The organism is Pseudomonas sp. 30_B (genome assembly GCF_017491605.1).
Lineage (GTDB): Bacteria > Pseudomonadota > Gammaproteobacteria > Pseudomonadales > Pseudomonadaceae > Pseudomonas.
Map to the genome: position 1 here is coordinate 84,504 of NZ_JAFGYY010000022.1, position 14,844 is coordinate 99,347.

15 protein-coding genes are annotated in these 14,844 nt (G+C 67.4%); 3 read left to right on the plus strand and 12 right to left on the minus strand.

The annotated features are described in order from the left end of the window. The first annotated feature begins 14 nt into the window (after positions 1–14). Complete coding sequence (locus tag J5M67_RS21540; RefSeq protein ID WP_207887355.1) at positions 15–644, plus strand: metalloregulator ArsR/SmtB family transcription factor; 630 nt, start codon at positions 15–17, stop codon at positions 642–644. Here the strand turns inward: J5M67_RS21540 and J5M67_RS21545 are convergent, their stop codons facing one another. The 4 genes from J5M67_RS21545 to J5M67_RS21560 all read right to left on the minus strand — a co-directional run bounded on the left by J5M67_RS21545 (position 645) and on the right by J5M67_RS21560 (position 4,417). Beyond that, complete coding sequence (locus J5M67_RS21545; protein ID WP_207887356.1) at positions 645–1,037, minus strand: GFA family protein; 393 nt, start codon at positions 1,035–1,037, stop codon at positions 645–647. Between the two features lie 734 nt (positions 1,038–1,771). After that, entirely contained in the window at positions 1,772–2,953 is a 1,182-nt protein-coding gene (locus tag J5M67_RS21550) for an acetyl-CoA C-acetyltransferase (protein ID WP_207887357.1), read from the minus strand. A gap of 82 nt (positions 2,954–3,035) precedes the next feature. Then, positions 3,036–3,692, minus strand: a complete 657-nt coding sequence (locus tag J5M67_RS21555; protein ID WP_017520958.1) for a CoA transferase subunit B — start codon at positions 3,690–3,692, stop codon at positions 3,036–3,038. 26 nt (positions 3,693–3,718) lie between these two features. Beyond that, the gene (locus J5M67_RS21560) at positions 3,719–4,417 is read right to left on the minus strand and encodes a CoA transferase subunit A (protein WP_152223835.1); all 699 of its coding nucleotides are present in this window, start codon (positions 4,415–4,417) and stop codon (positions 3,719–3,721) included. Between the two features lie 123 nt (positions 4,418–4,540). Between J5M67_RS21560 and J5M67_RS21565 the strand changes: the two genes are divergently transcribed. Beyond that, positions 4,541–5,443, plus strand: coding sequence for a LysR family transcriptional regulator (locus tag J5M67_RS21565; RefSeq protein ID WP_207887358.1), 903 nt, complete (start codon positions 4,541–4,543; stop codon positions 5,441–5,443). Positions 5,444–6,183: 740 nt separating this feature from the next. On the opposite strand, the gene J5M67_RS21570 is transcribed toward J5M67_RS21565, so the two are convergent. The 8 genes from J5M67_RS21570 to J5M67_RS21605 form a co-directional block, all read right to left on the minus strand. Beyond that, positions 6,184–7,137, minus strand: a complete 954-nt coding sequence (locus J5M67_RS21570) for a PDR/VanB family oxidoreductase (protein ID WP_207887359.1) — start codon at positions 7,135–7,137, stop codon at positions 6,184–6,186. 116 nt (positions 7,138–7,253) lie between these two features. Continuing rightward, positions 7,254–7,994 carry an SDR family NAD(P)-dependent oxidoreductase gene (locus tag J5M67_RS21575; RefSeq protein ID WP_207887360.1) on the minus strand — a complete coding sequence of 247 codons (741 nt, stop codon included), beginning with the start codon at positions 7,992–7,994 and terminating at the stop codon, positions 7,254–7,256. A 10-nt stretch (positions 7,995–8,004) separates the two neighbouring features. Then, complete coding sequence (locus J5M67_RS21580; RefSeq protein ID WP_207887361.1) at positions 8,005–8,505, minus strand: aromatic-ring-hydroxylating dioxygenase subunit beta; 501 nt, start codon at positions 8,503–8,505, stop codon at positions 8,005–8,007. Beyond that, positions 8,502–9,770: an aromatic ring-hydroxylating dioxygenase subunit alpha gene (locus J5M67_RS21585; protein ID WP_207887362.1), complete on the minus strand. Its 1,269-nt coding sequence runs from the start codon at positions 9,768–9,770 to the stop codon at positions 8,502–8,504. Before J5M67_RS21585 ends, J5M67_RS21580 begins: the two co-directional genes overlap by 4 nt. A 10-nt stretch (positions 9,771–9,780) precedes the next feature. Continuing rightward, entirely contained in the window at positions 9,781–10,929 is a 1,149-nt protein-coding gene (locus tag J5M67_RS21590; protein ID WP_207887363.1) for an amidase, read from the minus strand. After that, the gene (locus tag J5M67_RS21595) at positions 10,926–11,426 is read right to left on the minus strand and encodes a nuclear transport factor 2 family protein (RefSeq protein ID WP_207887364.1); all 501 of its coding nucleotides are present in this window, start codon (positions 11,424–11,426) and stop codon (positions 10,926–10,928) included. The genes J5M67_RS21590 and J5M67_RS21595 overlap by 4 nt, the downstream gene beginning before the upstream one ends. 3 nt (positions 11,427–11,429) lie before the next feature. Further along, a complete protein-coding gene (locus J5M67_RS21600) occupies positions 11,430–11,801 on the minus strand; it encodes a hypothetical protein (protein ID WP_207887365.1) in 372 nt (123 codons plus the stop codon). Positions 11,802–11,831: 30 nt separating this feature from the next. Next, the gene (locus J5M67_RS21605; RefSeq protein ID WP_207887366.1) at positions 11,832–12,983 is read right to left on the minus strand and encodes an acyl-CoA dehydrogenase family protein; all 1,152 of its coding nucleotides are present in this window, start codon (positions 12,981–12,983) and stop codon (positions 11,832–11,834) included. A 206-nt stretch (positions 12,984–13,189) separates the two neighbouring features. On the opposite strand from J5M67_RS21605, the gene J5M67_RS21610 reads away from it, so the two are divergent. Beyond that, entirely contained in the window at positions 13,190–14,659 is a 1,470-nt protein-coding gene (locus J5M67_RS21610; RefSeq protein WP_207887367.1) for a PAS domain S-box protein, read from the plus strand. Positions 14,660–14,844: the final 185 nt, after the last annotated feature.

A 14,844-nucleotide genomic window follows, 5' to 3' on the forward strand; every position in this document is an offset into this window, starting at 1 on the left:
AAGGCATAGGCCGAATGCTTCAGGGCATGGGCCGCACCCAGCAGGACCTGCTCGCCGCCCTGCTCTACCGGGCGGGCGGCATGAGCATCGATGAGTTGGCCGAACAACTGGCGGTGACCCGCACCGCCGTGCGCCAGCACCTGGCGGCGCTGGAGCGCGACGACCTGGTGGTGCGCGGCCCCACCCGCCCGACCGGGCGCCGTCCGGAGCAGCTGTATCTGCTCAGCGCACACGGGCGGGAGCTGTTTCCCCGGCAGTACCAACTGCTCGCCGACCTGCTGATCGGCGAGGTCGCGCAACTCATCGGGCATGACGCCCTGCTCAGGATGATGCGCAACCTCGGCACGCGCCTGGCCGCTGAACTGGAGCCCGAGCCGGTGGCGGAGCCGCGCATCGCCGAGCACCTGAACGAAACGGGCTACGAAGCGCGGATCATCGCCCGCAGCTCGGGAGAGCTGGAAATCGTCGCGCACAACTGCGTGTTCCATCACCTGGCCGACCTCCACCCCGAAGTCTGCGAGCTGGACCTGGCACTGATCGGCACCCTGGGCGGGCATCCCGTCGAACACCTCGAATGCATGCACCGGGGCGGAGAGGTCTGCCGCTTCCACCTGAACAGGCAGGCGGATGACGAGTCGGACTGACTACTCCTCGGAGCGCTCCGAGGTGTCGCGGTCCCGCTCGTAGTGCCGCGACAGGGGAAATGGCGGCAGCCAGGCCTCGCGGCGAATAGTCCAGAGCTCATAGGTCGGCCGGAACTGGTCAGGGGCATCCAGCGCCCCCAGGCTCACTTCCACTTCATCGCCGCTGCGCCCGAACACCGACGACCCGCAGCGCGGACAGAAATGCCGCCCGGCGTAGTCGCGGGTTTCGCCTTCGATGTCCACCGCCTCCCGGGGGAATATCGCCGACGCATGGAACAGCGCGCCGTGATGCTTTCGACAGTCGAGACAGTGGCACAGGCCAACCCGATAGGGACGCCCTGACGCCACGAGACGGACGTTGCCGCACAGGCAACCACCGGTGAATCGTTCCATGCTGCACCTCCTCTGCCATCAGGCCCTTGCACGCCTTGCCGCGCACTCCACCGGGCGAAGCTCGCCAGCCGTCGTAACCGGCCCAGGGTGTAGAGCAGTTCCCGGCGCTCAAGGTCCAAAGGATGTTCTCCGCCACCACCGCGCCGCCTTCCAGCAGGATGCTGGCGACGCACGGGGTGACCCGGACGTGTGGATGAGACCATAACGGATGACCCATAGGCAGCGGCGCCCGTTCAAACCTATCGGGAATCGCCGCGCGGCCCCCTGACCTGAATCCCGCGCCGCCGGCAGGTCGCCCTCCACCACAGGCTCGCCGCAGCCAACCTAGATCAACCCCGCATCTCAAGGCAGGCGAGCGTTTAGCGGTCGAGGATAGCGCGGGCGGACCGGTCAAGGACCATCGCTCCTGCACGCCGGACGGTCTCGCAGGGACGGAAGTGCACAATCGTCCAATAAAAAACCCGGATGTCTTGCGACATCCGGGCGTGCTGTCACCGGCGCCGAGTGCGTGGCTACGGCAGGACCGATGGCAGATGCTGCAGGTGTAACCGGTCTTCCAAGAGAAGCCGCCCGACCCAATCGGGCCGGGCGGTGACGCAAGGGCCTTGGCGAATGCCGGGGAACATCGCCTGGGCCGGATCAGCGTGATGCCGTCTGTCGGTGTGCCCACCGCCCATCACGCTGACCGGGCCGATGCAGGGGACGGCCCGGTACTCGCCAATAACGCGTCCTGGTCAGTCGCGGACCAACGCCAGGGCGACGCCCTGGCCACCGCCGATGCAGAGGGTCGCCAGACCTTTCTTGGCATCGCGGCGGAGCATTTCGTGGAGCAGGGTCACCAGTACGCGGCAGCCCGAGGCACCGATGGGGTGACCGAGGGCGACGGCGCCGCCGTTGACGTTGACCTTCTCGGCGTTCCAACCCAGCTCCTTGCCGACCGACAGGGCCTGGGCGGCGAAGGCTTCGTTGGCTTCGATCAGCTCGACCTCGTCCAGCGACCAGCCGGCCTTCTCCAGGCAGCGACGGGTGGCGGTGACCGGGGCGATGCCCATGATCGACGGGTCGACGCCACTGCTGGCGTAGGCCTGGATGCGCGCCAGGACCGGCAGGCCCAGTTCGCGGGCCTTGTCGGCGCTCATCAGCAGCACGGCGGCGGCGCCGTCGTTGAGGGTGGAGGCGTTGCCGGCGGTGACGGTGCCGTCCTTCTTGAAGGCCGGCTTGAGCTTGGCCAGGGACTCGGCGGTGGTGCCGGCGCGCGGCTGCTCGTCGGTGTCGAAGGACAGCGGCTCGCCCTTGCGCTGGGGAATCAGCACCGGGGTGATCTCGTCCTTGAAGCGCCCGGCCTCGATTGCCGAGGCGGCCTTGAGCTGCGACTGCGCGGAGAAGGCGTCCTGCGCCTCGCGGCTGATGCCGAACTTCTCCGCCAGGTTCTCGGCGGTGATGCCCATGTGATAGTCGTTGAAGGCATCGATCAGGCCGTCGCGCAGCAGGGTGTCCTGCAGCTCGGCGTGGCCCATGCGCAGGCCGGTACGGGCCTTGGGCAGCACGTAGGGCGCCAGGCTCATGCTCTCCTGGCCGCCGGCGATCACCGCGCTGGCGTCGCCGCAACGGATGGCCTGGACGCCGAGGAACAGCGATTTCAGGCCCGAGCCGCAGAGCTTGTTGATGGTCATCGACGGCACTTCCACCGGCAGGCCGGCGCCGATGGCGGCCTGGCGTGCGGGGTTCTGGCCGGCGCCGGCGGTGAGCACCTGGCCGAGGATGACTTCGTCGATCTGCTCGGGCTTCACGCCGCTGCGTTCGAGCAGCGAGCGGATGACCAGGCTGCCCAGTTCATGGGCGGGGATGTTCGCCAGGCTGCCCTGGAAGGCGCCGATGGCGGTACGGGTGGCGGCAACAATCACTACGTCTTGCATCTGGATACTCCGAAGCAGGCTTTTCCTGTAGGAGCGCGCCATGCGCGCGATTGGCGGGCATGGTGCGTTCCTGTACAGGGAATCAGAAAGTCATTTCCTTGACATCGTCCGGAACGATCAGGCGGCCGGCGGTTTTCTCGGCGATCTCGGCGACGCTCACGCCCGGCGCGGTTTCGCGCAGGATGAAGGCACCGTCCTCGATCTCGAGGTAGGCCAGGTCGGTCAGCACTTTGCGGATGCAGCCGGCGCCCGTCAACGGCAGCGAGCAACGCTCCAGCAGCTTGGACTCGCCGTCCTTGGAGGCGTGGGTCATGGTGACGATGATGTTGTCCGCGCCGGCCACCAGGTCCATGGCGCCGCCCATGCCCTTCACCAGCTTGCCGGGGATCATCCAGGAGGCGATGTTGCCCTGCACGTCCACTTCGAAGGCACCGAGCACGGTGAGGTCGACGTGGCCGCCACGGATCATCGCGAAGGATTCGGCGGAGGAGAAGATCGACGCGCCTTTCACGGCGGTGACGGTCTGCTTGCCGGCGTTGATCATGTCGGCGTCGACTTCGTCCTCGGTGGGGAACGCGCCCATGCCGAGCAGGCCGTTCTCCGATTGCAGCATCACTTCCATGCCCTCGGGCACGTAGTTGGCAACCAGGGTCGGGATGCCGATGCCCAGGTTCACGTAGAAGCCGTCCTGCAGCTCGCGCGCCACGCGCTGAGCCATTTGTTCGCGGGTCAGTGCCATGTTCTTGTCTCTCTTGTCCGGTGGGCTCAGGAACGAACGGTGCGCTTCTCGATGCGCTTCTCGAAGGTGCCTTGGATGATGCGGTCGACGTAGATGCCGGGGGTGTGGATCTGGGTGGGGTCCAGTTCGCCCGGCTCGACGATCTCCTCCACCTCGACCACGGTGATGCGGCCCGCGGTGGCGACCACCGGATTGAAGTTCTGCGCGGTGTGGCGGTAGATGACGTTGCCGTAGTGGTCGGCTTTCCAGCCCTTGACGATGGCGAAGTCGCCGGTGATGGCGCGCTCCATCACGTAGTGGCGGCCTTCGAACTCGCGCACTTCCTTGCCGTCGGCGACCGGGGTGCCGTAGCCGGTGGCGGTGAAGAAGGCCGGGATGCCGGCGCCGCCCGCGCGGAGTTTTTCCGCCAGGGTGCCCTGCGGGGTCAGTTCGACCTCCAGTTCACCGGACAGCAGCTGCTGCTCGAACAGGGCGTTCTCGCCGACGTAGGAGGCAATCATCTTGCGGATCTGCCGGTCTTCCAGCAGCACGCCCAGGCCGAAGCCGTCGATACCGCAGTTGTTGGAGACCACGGTCAGGCCCTTCACGCCCATCCTGCGGATCTGCGCGATGAGGTTTTCCGGGATGCCGCAGATGCCGAAGCCGCCAGCCACTACCGTCATGTCGTCGGTGAGCCCGGCCAGGGCTTCCTCGTAACTGCCTACACGCTTGTCGAGTCCTGCCATGTTGCTGCTGCCTCTTGTATTTGGAATTTCCGACTCATTGGTCAGAGAGCGGTTGCAGCTTCACCGCTCTCAACTGATTTGTTAAGTTTGTTTTTCCAATTGATTAATCCGGTTTTCTTATCAATGACCGTCAAGCAGCTTCGCGCCTTTCTCGCCGTGGCCCAGACCCTCAGCTTCGCCCAGGCCTGCGAGCGCCTGCACCTGTCGCAGCCGGCGCTGAGCCTGGCGATCAAGAGCCTGGAGGAATCCCTCGGCGGCCAGTTGCTGGTGCGCACCACCCGCAGCGTGGCGCTGACGCCGGAGGGCGAGACATTGCTGCCGGTGGCCCGCAGCTTGCTGGCGGACTGGGACAACGCCGAAGAGCTGATGCGCCAGCACTTCACCCTGCAGCTAGGCAAGGTCTCCATCGCCGCCATGCCCTCCTTCGCCGGCAACCTGCTGCCCGCCGTGCTGCGCACCTTCCGCGACCGCTATCCGAAGGTGAACGTGGCAGTGCACGACGTGATCAACGAGCAGGTGCTGGAGATGGTGCGCAACCGCCGGGTGGAGCTGGGCATCGCCCTGGAGCCGGACAGCTTCGACGGCCTGGCGTTCACGCCCTTCTACACCGACCGTTTCGTCGCCGTGGTGCCGGCGGATTCGCCGCTCGCGCAGTGCAGCAAGGTCACCTGGGATCAATTGCTGGAAGACAACTTCATCACCCTGCAACGCCCGTCCGCCGTGCGTCTTCTGCTGGAAGACCGCCTGGCGGCGCGGCACGGCCGCTTGCCGGTGGCGTTCGAGAGCCACCAGTTGGTGACGGTAGGGCGGATGGTAGCCGAGGGGCTTGGCGTCAGCGCCGTGCCACGGCTGTGCCGGCAGCAGATGGAAGAGCTGGGCGCGCGCTGCGTGGCGCTGCACGAGCCGCGCATCGAGCGGCGCATCGGGTTGTTCTGCCTGGCGGAGCACAAGCTCTCCAGCGCGGCGCAGGCGCTGAGCGACGTGCTGGTGCGGGGGACGGACTGGGCGGGGATGGAGCGGGAGTGAGTTCCCACCGACGTTCCGCACGCCCTGCGAAGCGCTGGAGCATCGCGGACGGAGTCCGCTCCTACGAACACATGTGGCTCTTGTAGGAGCGGACTCCGTCCGCGATCAGCCTTGGTTCGCGAGCAAGGACTGGGCGTCCCCCTCGGCCCTACAGGTCGGCGACAAACCCAGGCGTCTTCCTGTCAGCATGGATTTCGCAGATGGATTTCGCGGACAAGGTCCGCTCCTACGGAGGAGCGCAGCTTCGGCTCTGGCTCTTGAAGACTTCCAGAAAAATATCCGCGCACTCCGAGCGCCCCTTCAGGAGGCCGAGTGGAATCGGAGTTTCAGGGGTTGAGCGGCATGGATGCCGCGAGAGCGTCGTTGGGCCATGGATGGCCCGTCGACGCGGGCCCCTGAAAATTCGATGGAGCGAGGGAACCCCGGCGAAGCCGGGGCCGGATGATGGGGCAAGACCTTTTGGTTCCTTTTGTGTCGTTTGACAAAAGGGACTCGCCCGAGGGGGCGAAACAAAATCTCTCAGCACAAGCCAAAGCGGCGCAGAAACACCCACCCTCGATTCGGCGGATAACGCCTTAGGCGTTATTCGCCCTACGAAGAGCAAGAGCATCGCGGACGAAGTCCGCTCCTACGCGAGCGCATGACGCCAGCGTTCACATGGAACTCCGAGTCGGCCGCATTGGATTTCGCGGACAAGGTCCTACGAGAGCCGTGCCGCCGCTACACGGCTCACTCGGGCATCACAGATCCAACACCAACCGCGCACTCCGGGCCCGCGAGACGCAGGCGCAGATCTGCTTGTTGGCGGCCTTCTCCTTGGTCGACAGGCAGTTGTCGCGATGCTCCGGCTCGCCGTCGAGCACCTCGACGATGCAGGTCCCGCAGATGCCCTCGCGGCATTCGGTGTCGATGTCGCAGCCGTGGGCCTGCAGCACGTCGACCAGGCTGGCGTCCGCCGGCACCTGCAGTACCACGCCGGAGCTCGCCAGCTCCACCTCGAACGAACCGGCCGGCGCGGAGTTCGCCGCCGGGTCCGCCTGGAAGTGTTCCAGGTGGATGTTGTCCGCCGGGCGCGTGCGCGAAGCGACTTCCACCACCTTGTTCATGAACGGCGCCGGGCCGCAGGTGTAGACGTGAGCGGCCGTGCTGGCGCGCTCCACGCAGGCGGACAGCTCGCCATCCAGGTCCGCCGGTTCGACGCCGTAGTGGAACTCCACCTTGCCGGCGAAGGCCTCGCTCTCCAGCAGGCCGGCGAAGGCCGCGTGCTCCGGTGAGCGGGCAAAATAGTGCAGGCGGTACGGCTGGCCGCTGGCGTTGAGCTTGTAGGCCATGGACAGCAGCGGCGTAACGCCGATGCCGGCGGCGAACAGCACGTGCTCGCTCGCCTCCGGGGCGATGCGGAACAGGTTGCGCGGCGCGCCCATCTCCAGCTCCATGCCTTCCCTGACTTGCTCGTGCAGCGCGCTGGAGCCGCCGCGCGAGGCGGCTTCCTTCTTCACCGCCACCAGGTAGGCGACGCGGTCGTCCGGCGGGCTGCACAGCGAATACTGGCGGGTCACCCCGGTGGGACCGGTGACGTCGACATGGGCGCCCGGCTCATAAATGTCGAACGGCTGGCCGTCACTGCGCACGAGGCGGAAGGACCGGATATCCAGGGCTTCGTCGACGATGCTTTCGATTCTTACCTTCATCATGGCGTTACCTTGCAAGGCTTTGGTGCGGGCTCTGTGGTCCCTACCCGGCCCCTGTGGAGAGTGAACGGGTTCGTCGGTTGGTAACGGAGCGAGGCTTTTGCCCTCACCCCACATCCTCAACGCATGAACAGACCACCATTGATGTCCCAGCACGCCCCGGTCACCGAAGCCGCGTTATCGGACACCAGCAGCAGCACGGTATCGGCGATGTACTCGGGCGAGCCGAGGCTGCCCACCGGGATCATCTGCAGGATCTGCTCCAGCCGCTCCGGCGCCACGGTCTCGCGCACCACCGGCAGGTCCAGCGGGCCCGGGGAGATGCTGTTGACCGTCACGCCACGCCCGGCCAGTTCGCGGGCGAAGACCTTGGTCAGGGTCGCCACGCCGCCCTTGGCCGCCGCGTAATGCGCGCCGGTGGCGGTGCCGCCGTTCTGCCCGGCCAGCGAGGCGATGTTGACGATCCGGCCGAAGCCGCGCTCGGCGAAGTGCGCGCCGAACACCTGGGACGCCACGAAGGTGCCGCGCAGGTTGACCGCCATCGAGGCGTCGAACTCTTCCGGGGTGATCTCCATCAGCGGCGCGACCTTCGACACCCCGGCGTTGTTCACCAGGATGTCGCAGCCGCCCCAGCGTTCCGCGAGCAGGTCGCGGGCGCGCTGGAAGTCGGCCTTCTCGCGCACGTCCAGTTCGACGGCCACGGCCGTGGCACCGGACGGGTCGAGCAGGTCGGCGTTGCGCTGCACGGCGTCGAGCCGCACATCGGCCAGCGCCACGCGGTAGCCGGCGGCGTGCAGGCGGCGGGCGATGCACTCGCCCAGGCCGCGCGACGCGCCGGTAATCAGTGCGACTCGGGACATGCGACGCTCCTTACAGCAGGAAGCCGAGCGCGGCGAGCGCATCGGTGGAGTTGATCAGGCGCACCACCTTCTGCTCCAGGCGGGCGACGCCGTTGCTGAAGCGGATGCGGTGGGTCAGGTCGGCCACGAACGGGGTGTGCACGCCGCGCTTGTAGGCGTAGAGGATCTGCGCGGAGTTCACTTCCACCACGTCACCGGCGGCTTCCACCAGGCGGAAGCGCGAGACGCTGCGCACGGTCTTCGCCGCGTCCGCCGCCGACGGCGAATGGCCGGAGGTCAGGCGCTCGATGCGCAGGCCACGCATGCGCGCGTCGTCGTAGGCGTAGTTGAGGCTGGCGGCGAAGTCGGTGGTGTCCGGGTCGATCGGCACCACGTAGATGCCCTCCTCGCTCCACAGCGACGTCCACTCGGCATAGGCCTTGCGGTCCAGCAGCTCGGCCTCGCGCCAGATGAATTCGATGGCCTGGGCCAGCGGGCCGGACAGACCGTTCAGGGTGTCGAGAGTGCTCATTGGCTCATCATCCTTTTCCACATCTGGTACGCCTCGCGCATGCCGCCCTCGTCGGTGGCGTGGGAGACCTTGTCGCCGTTCTCGGCAATCACTTCGCGGTTCAGGCCGCGGTTGACCAGGATCGGTGCCTTCGGGCTGGCCTGCGCGCCGCGCTGCACGCGGTCCCAGGCTTCGGCATCATCCGGGCTGCCGAAGCCGAACGGGCCCTGGAAGTGCTCGTGGATGCGCATCCGCTCGCGGTTGGCGATTTCGGGCCCGCCGTCCATGCCCAGCGCCACGTGGCGGATTTCCGTCTCGGTCACCGAGATCGGCCGCAGCACGCGGAAGAACGACATCGACATGGCGACGTTGGGGAACAGGTTGAGGTTGAAGCCGGCGCCGTGCAGCGAGCGGACGATGCGGCGCACCTGTGCCGGTTCCATGGTCTTGGACAGTTCCTCGGTGACGTGGGCGAAGCGCTCCTGGAGCTGCTCGGTGCCGTCGTCGTGGTCGAGGTCGACGTGTTCGGGCACCATCACCATCACGCTGTGGCCGTTGCCCAGGGCGTGGGTCACCGCCTGCGGGTCGGTCATGAACGAGAGCATTTCCTCGGTTTCCTCGTCCACCGAGGACATGAACGACTTGTGCACGATGGGGAAGTGGTAGCCGTCGGTGGTGTTTTCCAGCTGGATCTTCCAGTTGCCCTTGAAGGTGAACTTGTGTTCGCCCTGGGTCTTGATCGGGTAGCCGGCGCCCTGCTTCATGAACAGGTCCATCCAGTGCTTCGCCCCGCCGAGGAAGTCTTCCAGCGGCTCGGCTTCGTCGTTGTAGGTGGCGAAGATCATGCCGGCGTAGCTGCCCACGCGCAGGCTGGTCAGCGGCAGCTCGGACTTGTCGAGGATGTCCTCGTAACCGTCCGGGTACGGCAGCGCGCGCAGCTTGCCGTCCAGGCCGTAGGACCAGCTGTGGTACGGGCAGGTGAAGCCGGTGGCGTTGCCCTTGTGCTTCTCGCACACGGTGGCGCCGCGGTGGCGGCAGCGATTTTCCAGCACGTTGATGCTGCCCTTCTTGTCGTGCACCACGATCACCGGGCGGCGGCCGATGGTGGCGGTCTTGAAGTCGCCGGGGTTGCGGACTTCGCTCTCGTGGGCGACCCACACCCAGGTGCGGTAGAAGATCTTGTCCATCTCGACCTCGAACAGCGCCGGGTCGGTGTACAGCGAAACATCGACGCGGTCGCCCCGGACCAGTTCGTCGGTGCTGCGCGAGGTGGCGATAAGGTTCATGCGCTTCTCCTCAAGCCGTTTTCTTGTTGGCCGGCCGCTCGGCGGCCAGTGCTTGTTCCAGTTGCGCGCCAAAGGCGCAGACACGTTCGTCGGCGCCCTTGCGGCCGACGATCTGCAGGCCGATCTTCAGCCCGCCGCTTTCCAGTTCCACCGGCACCGTCAGCGCCGGATGACCGCTGAGGTTGAAAGGCCGTACCAGGGAGGTCAGGCCGGCGATCATCCGGCCGCCGGCGCGGGCTTCGCGCAGCAGCGGCGGCAGGCCCGGCAGGGTCGGCAGCAGCAGCACGTCGTAGTCCTCCAGGGCCGAGTCCACCGCCCGGCTGAAGCGCTGGCGCACGGCCTCCGCCTCGGCCAGTGCCAGCGCATCGGTGAGGCTGGCGGCCAGCAGGCGCTGTTCGATGTCGGCGCCCAGCAGGCCCTTGCCGGTCAGGCTGCCGAGGGCCGCCCAGTTTTCGTGATTGATCACCGTCAGGCCGGCGGCGAAGGCTTCGTCGAAGCCCTCCAGGCGCAGGCTGTCGCGGCGCCAGCCGGCGCGGTCGGCGGCGACGCCGATGCGCGACAGCAGGTTCGGCTCGGCGGCCACCTCCAGCAGCGCCACGCGGGCGCCGGCCTCGGGGGCGACGACGGCGCCGAAGCCCGGGCAGATCACCTGCATCGCGGCGATCAGCTGTTCCATGCTCGCCGCGAACGGGCCGACGCAGTCCAGGCTGCTGGCAGCGGGATGCACGCCAGCGCGGCTGACGCGGCCGTAGGTCGGCTTCAGGCCGGCGACCCCGCAGCAGGCCGCCGGTACGCGCACCGAGCCACCGGTGTCGGTGCCCAGGGCGATATTGGCAAGCCCGGCGGCGACGGCGACCGCCGAACCGCTGGACGAACCGCCCGGCACACGTTCCGGCGCCTGCGGGTTGCCCGGAGTACCGGTCCAGTCGTTGATGCCGGTGACGCCGAAGGCCAGCTCGTGCAGGTTGGTCTTGCCGACGATGCGCCAGCCGGCAGCCAGCACGGCGTCGACCACCTCGGCATTGCGTTCGGCCGGCGCGGCGTCGGCCAGCGCGCGGCTGCCGCAACGGGTCGGGTGGCCGGCGATGTCGAGGGTGTCCTTGACCGCGACGCGCAGGCCGTCGCCGCCAAGCTGGAATTCGCTGACGAATACACTCATGCGGGTTGCTCCTCGCGGGTGGCGCCGAGCGGCTGCTGGTACAGGCGCTGGGTGCGGAAATGGCTGATCAGCCAGGTGCCGTCGATGCAGCGGAAATCGATGTCGAGGCGCGTGCCGAACAGTTCGCTGCGGCCGCCTTCGTAGGTCGAAATCTGCTGCATCAGCCACTGCCCGCGCGCACCCTCGCCGTCCACGCGAATCGCTTCGCTGGTGAGGAAGTGCAGGTTCAGCGCGAAGTGCGGCGACGGCGGCAGGTAGGCAGCGACAAAGGCCGCCACGTCCGCGCGGCCCTGGTGGCTGCCGAAGGTCTGCGCGGTCTCGCGGCCGACGCCTTCCCAGACGGCATCCTCGCTGAACAGCGCGGCCAGCTCGGCCTCACTGGCACGGGGGCTGCGCGGCACATCGCAGAGGTCCATGTAGCGCGCCATCAGGCGGCGCACCTGGCTCTCGGCTTCGAGCACAGCCAGGCGGCGTTGCAGGTTCGCCAGATCGCCCATGGTTCAGGTCCGCGCGGCTTCGGGAATGGTCAGCGGACGGCCGATGCGGGCCTCGACCTTGGCGTACTTCCACAGGCTGTATTCGTTCACCGGGGTGGTGCGGAACAGGTTGCAGGCGTCGATCACGGTCTGGTGGCAGTCGACGTCGGCCATGATGTAGACGGTCCACGGCGAGGTGGTGGAAGCGCCGACCATCAGGCGGTCGTCATCCAGCGCGCCGAGCACGGTCACGCCGGGCAGCGCGCCGAGCGAGCCCATCATCTGGCTGAAGCCCTTCCACACGGCGAGGCCTTCGCCGGTGGGGAGGTCGAAGAAGTTCTGCGTGATGCCGATGCAGAACAGTACGCGCAAGGGTTCCTGGGTGGCTTGGGTCATGCTGAAAATCCTTGATCTTGTCGTGGGCGATTACAGGTAACCGGGGATCGGCGGCACGCCGAGGAACACCGCGCCGGCGCCGTCGTACATGCCGTCGCTGAGGAAGGCGTGCTGGGTGACCACCATGGCGTCGCGCAGGTAGCGCTGCAGCGGGTTGCCCAGGTAGATCGCCGAGGTGCCGGCCAGGCCGTAGGCGCGCTGCACGGCGGCGGCGCCGGCGCGGGACACATGTACGGCAGCCAGGCGCAGCAGGCTGACCTGCTCGGGGGTGACCGGGTTGCCGGCGAGGATCGATGCCCAGACTTCCTCGGTGGCGTCGTAGAAGAAGCTGCGGGCGCCGCGCAGGTCGGCTTCCGCCTTGCCCACTTCGAGGCGCACGTAGGCGCGATCGGCCAGTTTCGGCGCGCCGGTGATGCCGCCGCCGGAGGCCATGCGGGTCACTTCGTCGAGCGCGGCGCGGCCCAGGCCGAGGTTGACCACGGCGAGCACCTGGGCGGCGTAGGCGATGGTCGGGTAGCGATACAGAGGTTCGTCGATGGTCGCTTCGCCGCCGCGGATGAAGGTCCAGCGGTCCTCGACGAAGGCGCCGTCCAGACGCAGGTCATGGCTGCCGGTGCCCTTGAGGCCGACCACATCCCAGTTCTCGACGATTTCCACCTGGCTGGCCGGCAGCAGCGCGGTGCGCGGGCGCCCGCCGGGGCCGGCGGCGCCGATGCCGACGCCGAGCACGTCGGCGCCCTTGCAGCCGCTGGCGAATTTCCAGGTGCCGGTGACCTTCCAGCCGCCTTCCACCTGCTCGGCCGGCTGCAGCGGGAACAGGCCGCCGGCGAACACCAGGTCCGGGCCCTTGGCGTACAGCTCGGCCTGGCTTTCCCTGGGCAGCGCGGCGAGGTAGGTGCTGGCGCTGCCGAAGCTGGCGACCCAGCCGGCGGAGCCGTCGGCTTCCGAGATGCGCTCGATCAGGCGGAGGAAATCGGCCGGCGCCATGGCGGTGCCACCGAAGCATTTCGGGGTGGCCGCGCGATAGATGCCGACATCCTTGAAGCGCTCGATCATGTCGCGCGGAACGTGGCTGCGCAGGTCGAATTCCTGGCGGCGCAGACGCACCTCGTCGAGTACCTGCTCGAAGTCCACGACGGCTTCGCGGGGCGCTTCTGGTGCGGCGACGGCTGGGCTCAGCATGGGCGTCATCTCCGTTGTTATTTTTTGTTCGGGCCAGACCGCTGGTGCGGCGATTGGGGCCAGTGTAGGGAGCCCGGCCAAAGCCCCTCTATTGGGGCGTGCAGCCCGGCCACTAAAGGTTTCCCCTAGCCCCGCGCTGGTAAATTCCAGGCGTCGCCGGAGGCCCACTCGGGTATAACGGGCGGGTACACCGCGAGAGCCATTCCATGCAGCCCGCCGAGAAAGACTTCCAGCAACTGATCGAAGCCCTGCCGCTGTGCATCCTCCTGCACGATGCGCAGACCAAGGAGATCCTCTGGGCCAACCGCGCCGCCCTGACGGTGCTGGGTTTCACCCTGGAGGAGCTGATCCCGCTGAAGGCGCCGGACATGACCAAGCACGCGCCGCAGTACCGCCGCTCGGTCGGCCTGCGCTGGCTGGAAGGCGCGGCGCGCACCGGCCAGCGCGCCATCGAGTGGTGCTATCGCTCCAAGCAGGGCGAGGAAATCCTCGCCGAGGCGGTCGCCACCCTGGTGCACCTGGCCGAGCGCGACGTGCTGATGGTGCAGTTCCGCGACATCTCCCGCGAAGAGCAGGTCAAGCGCGACCTCAAGCGCACCGAGAGCCGCCTGCACGCCTTCATGCAGGACCTCGCCGAGGGCGTGGTGGTGCTCGGCCCCACCGGCGATATCCGCTTCCTCAGCGAATCGGCGGCGCGCCTGCTGGAGGGTGATGAACACAGCCTGCCGGGCGAGAACTTCCTCGCCTGGTGCGACGAACCCTCCCGCGAGCGCCTGGCCCCGCGCCTGGCGCTGAACCCGCCCGACCGCGCGCCGTACAGCGTCTACTACCACCTGCAGCGGCGCGACGGCGAATGGCGCTGGCACCATGCGACCTGCCGCTACATCGAGATCGAGGACGACCTGGAAGGCCACCTGCTGCTGTTCCGCGACGTGACCGAGCAGGTGCGCGCCGAGGAGTCGCGCCGGCAGAGCGAGCGCAAGCTGGAATACCTGGCGCGCTACAACGCCATGGGCGAGATGGCCGTGGCCATCGCCCACGAGCTGAGCCAGCCGCTGGCGGCGACGCGCAACTTCATCGAAGGCACCAGCATCCGCCTCGCGCAGAAAGGCGAAATCGACCCCTCGGTGGCCTGGGGCCTGGACAGCGCGGTGCGGCAGATCGAGCACGCCTCGCTGATCATCAAGAGCGTGCGCGAGTACGTGGTGAAGCTGGAGCAGGCGGAACAGGTGGTCGACCTCAACGACCTGCTGCACGAGACCCGCTACTTCATCAGCCTCAAGGCACAGGATGCCGGGGTTCGCCTGGAGGTGGAGCCGAGCGCCGAGCCGCTGCGGGTGAGCTGCGAGAAGGTGCTGGTCGGCCAGGTGATCCTGAACCTGGCGTTCAACGCCATCGAGGAGATGGCCGACCTGCCGGCCGAGCGCCGCGTACTGCGCCTGCATACCCGCATCGACGACGGCAAGGCCCGGTTCTGCGTGGAAGACCGTGGCCGGGGCATCGACGCTGGCGCGCGGGAGAAGCTGTTCGACGGCTTTTTTAGTTCCAAGGTCAGCGGCAACGGGATCGGGCTGGCGTTGTGCAACAACATCATCGGCCGCCATCGCGGGGATATCTGGGCGGAGAATGTCGAGCCCTGCGGGACGATGTTCTGCTTTAGCCTTCCGTTGGTCTGAGCACTGCGAACTCCCCCTCTCCGTCCGCGATGCTCCTGCTTTCGTAGGGCGCATAACGCCTAAGGCGTTATCCGCCGTTTCTGGGTTTAGGTGTTTCTGCGCCGCTTCGGCGTGTGCTGGAAGATTTTGTTTCGCCCCCTCGGGCGAGTTACTTTGCCAAACGACGCAAAGTAACCAAAGGTCTT

Excerpts from the sequence above, each read along its gene's own strand:
- J5M67_RS21540 (WP_207887355.1), top strand. The coding sequence starts at position 15 with ATGCTTCAGGGCATGGGCCGCACCCAGCAGGACCTGCTCGCCGCCCTG.
- J5M67_RS21545 (WP_207887356.1), bottom strand. The coding sequence starts at position 1,037 with ATGGAACGATTCACCGGTGGTTGCCTGTGCGGCAACGTCCGTCTCGTG.
- J5M67_RS21550 (WP_207887357.1), bottom strand. The coding sequence starts at position 2,953 with ATGCAAGACGTAGTGATTGTTGCCGCCACCCGTACCGCCATCGGCGCC.
- J5M67_RS21555 (WP_017520958.1), bottom strand. The coding sequence starts at position 3,692 with ATGGCACTGACCCGCGAACAAATGGCTCAGCGCGTGGCGCGCGAGCTG.
- J5M67_RS21560 (WP_152223835.1), bottom strand. The coding sequence starts at position 4,417 with ATGGCAGGACTCGACAAGCGTGTAGGCAGTTACGAGGAAGCCCTGGCC.
- J5M67_RS21565 (WP_207887358.1), top strand. The coding sequence starts at position 4,541 with ATGACCGTCAAGCAGCTTCGCGCCTTTCTCGCCGTGGCCCAGACCCTC.
- J5M67_RS21570 (WP_207887359.1), bottom strand. The coding sequence starts at position 7,137 with ATGATGAAGGTAAGAATCGAAAGCATCGTCGACGAAGCCCTGGATATC.
- J5M67_RS21575 (WP_207887360.1), bottom strand. The coding sequence starts at position 7,994 with ATGTCCCGAGTCGCACTGATTACCGGCGCGTCGCGCGGCCTGGGCGAG.
- J5M67_RS21580 (WP_207887361.1), bottom strand. The coding sequence starts at position 8,505 with ATGAGCACTCTCGACACCCTGAACGGTCTGTCCGGCCCGCTGGCCCAG.
- J5M67_RS21585 (WP_207887362.1), bottom strand. The coding sequence starts at position 9,770 with ATGAACCTTATCGCCACCTCGCGCAGCACCGACGAACTGGTCCGGGGC.
- J5M67_RS21590 (WP_207887363.1), bottom strand. The coding sequence starts at position 10,929 with ATGAGTGTATTCGTCAGCGAATTCCAGCTTGGCGGCGACGGCCTGCGC.
- J5M67_RS21595 (WP_207887364.1), bottom strand. The coding sequence starts at position 11,426 with ATGGGCGATCTGGCGAACCTGCAACGCCGCCTGGCTGTGCTCGAAGCC.
- J5M67_RS21600 (WP_207887365.1), bottom strand. The coding sequence starts at position 11,801 with ATGACCCAAGCCACCCAGGAACCCTTGCGCGTACTGTTCTGCATCGGC.
- J5M67_RS21605 (WP_207887366.1), bottom strand. The coding sequence starts at position 12,983 with ATGCTGAGCCCAGCCGTCGCCGCACCAGAAGCGCCCCGCGAAGCCGTC.
- J5M67_RS21610 (WP_207887367.1), top strand. The coding sequence starts at position 13,190 with ATGCAGCCCGCCGAGAAAGACTTCCAGCAACTGATCGAAGCCCTGCCG.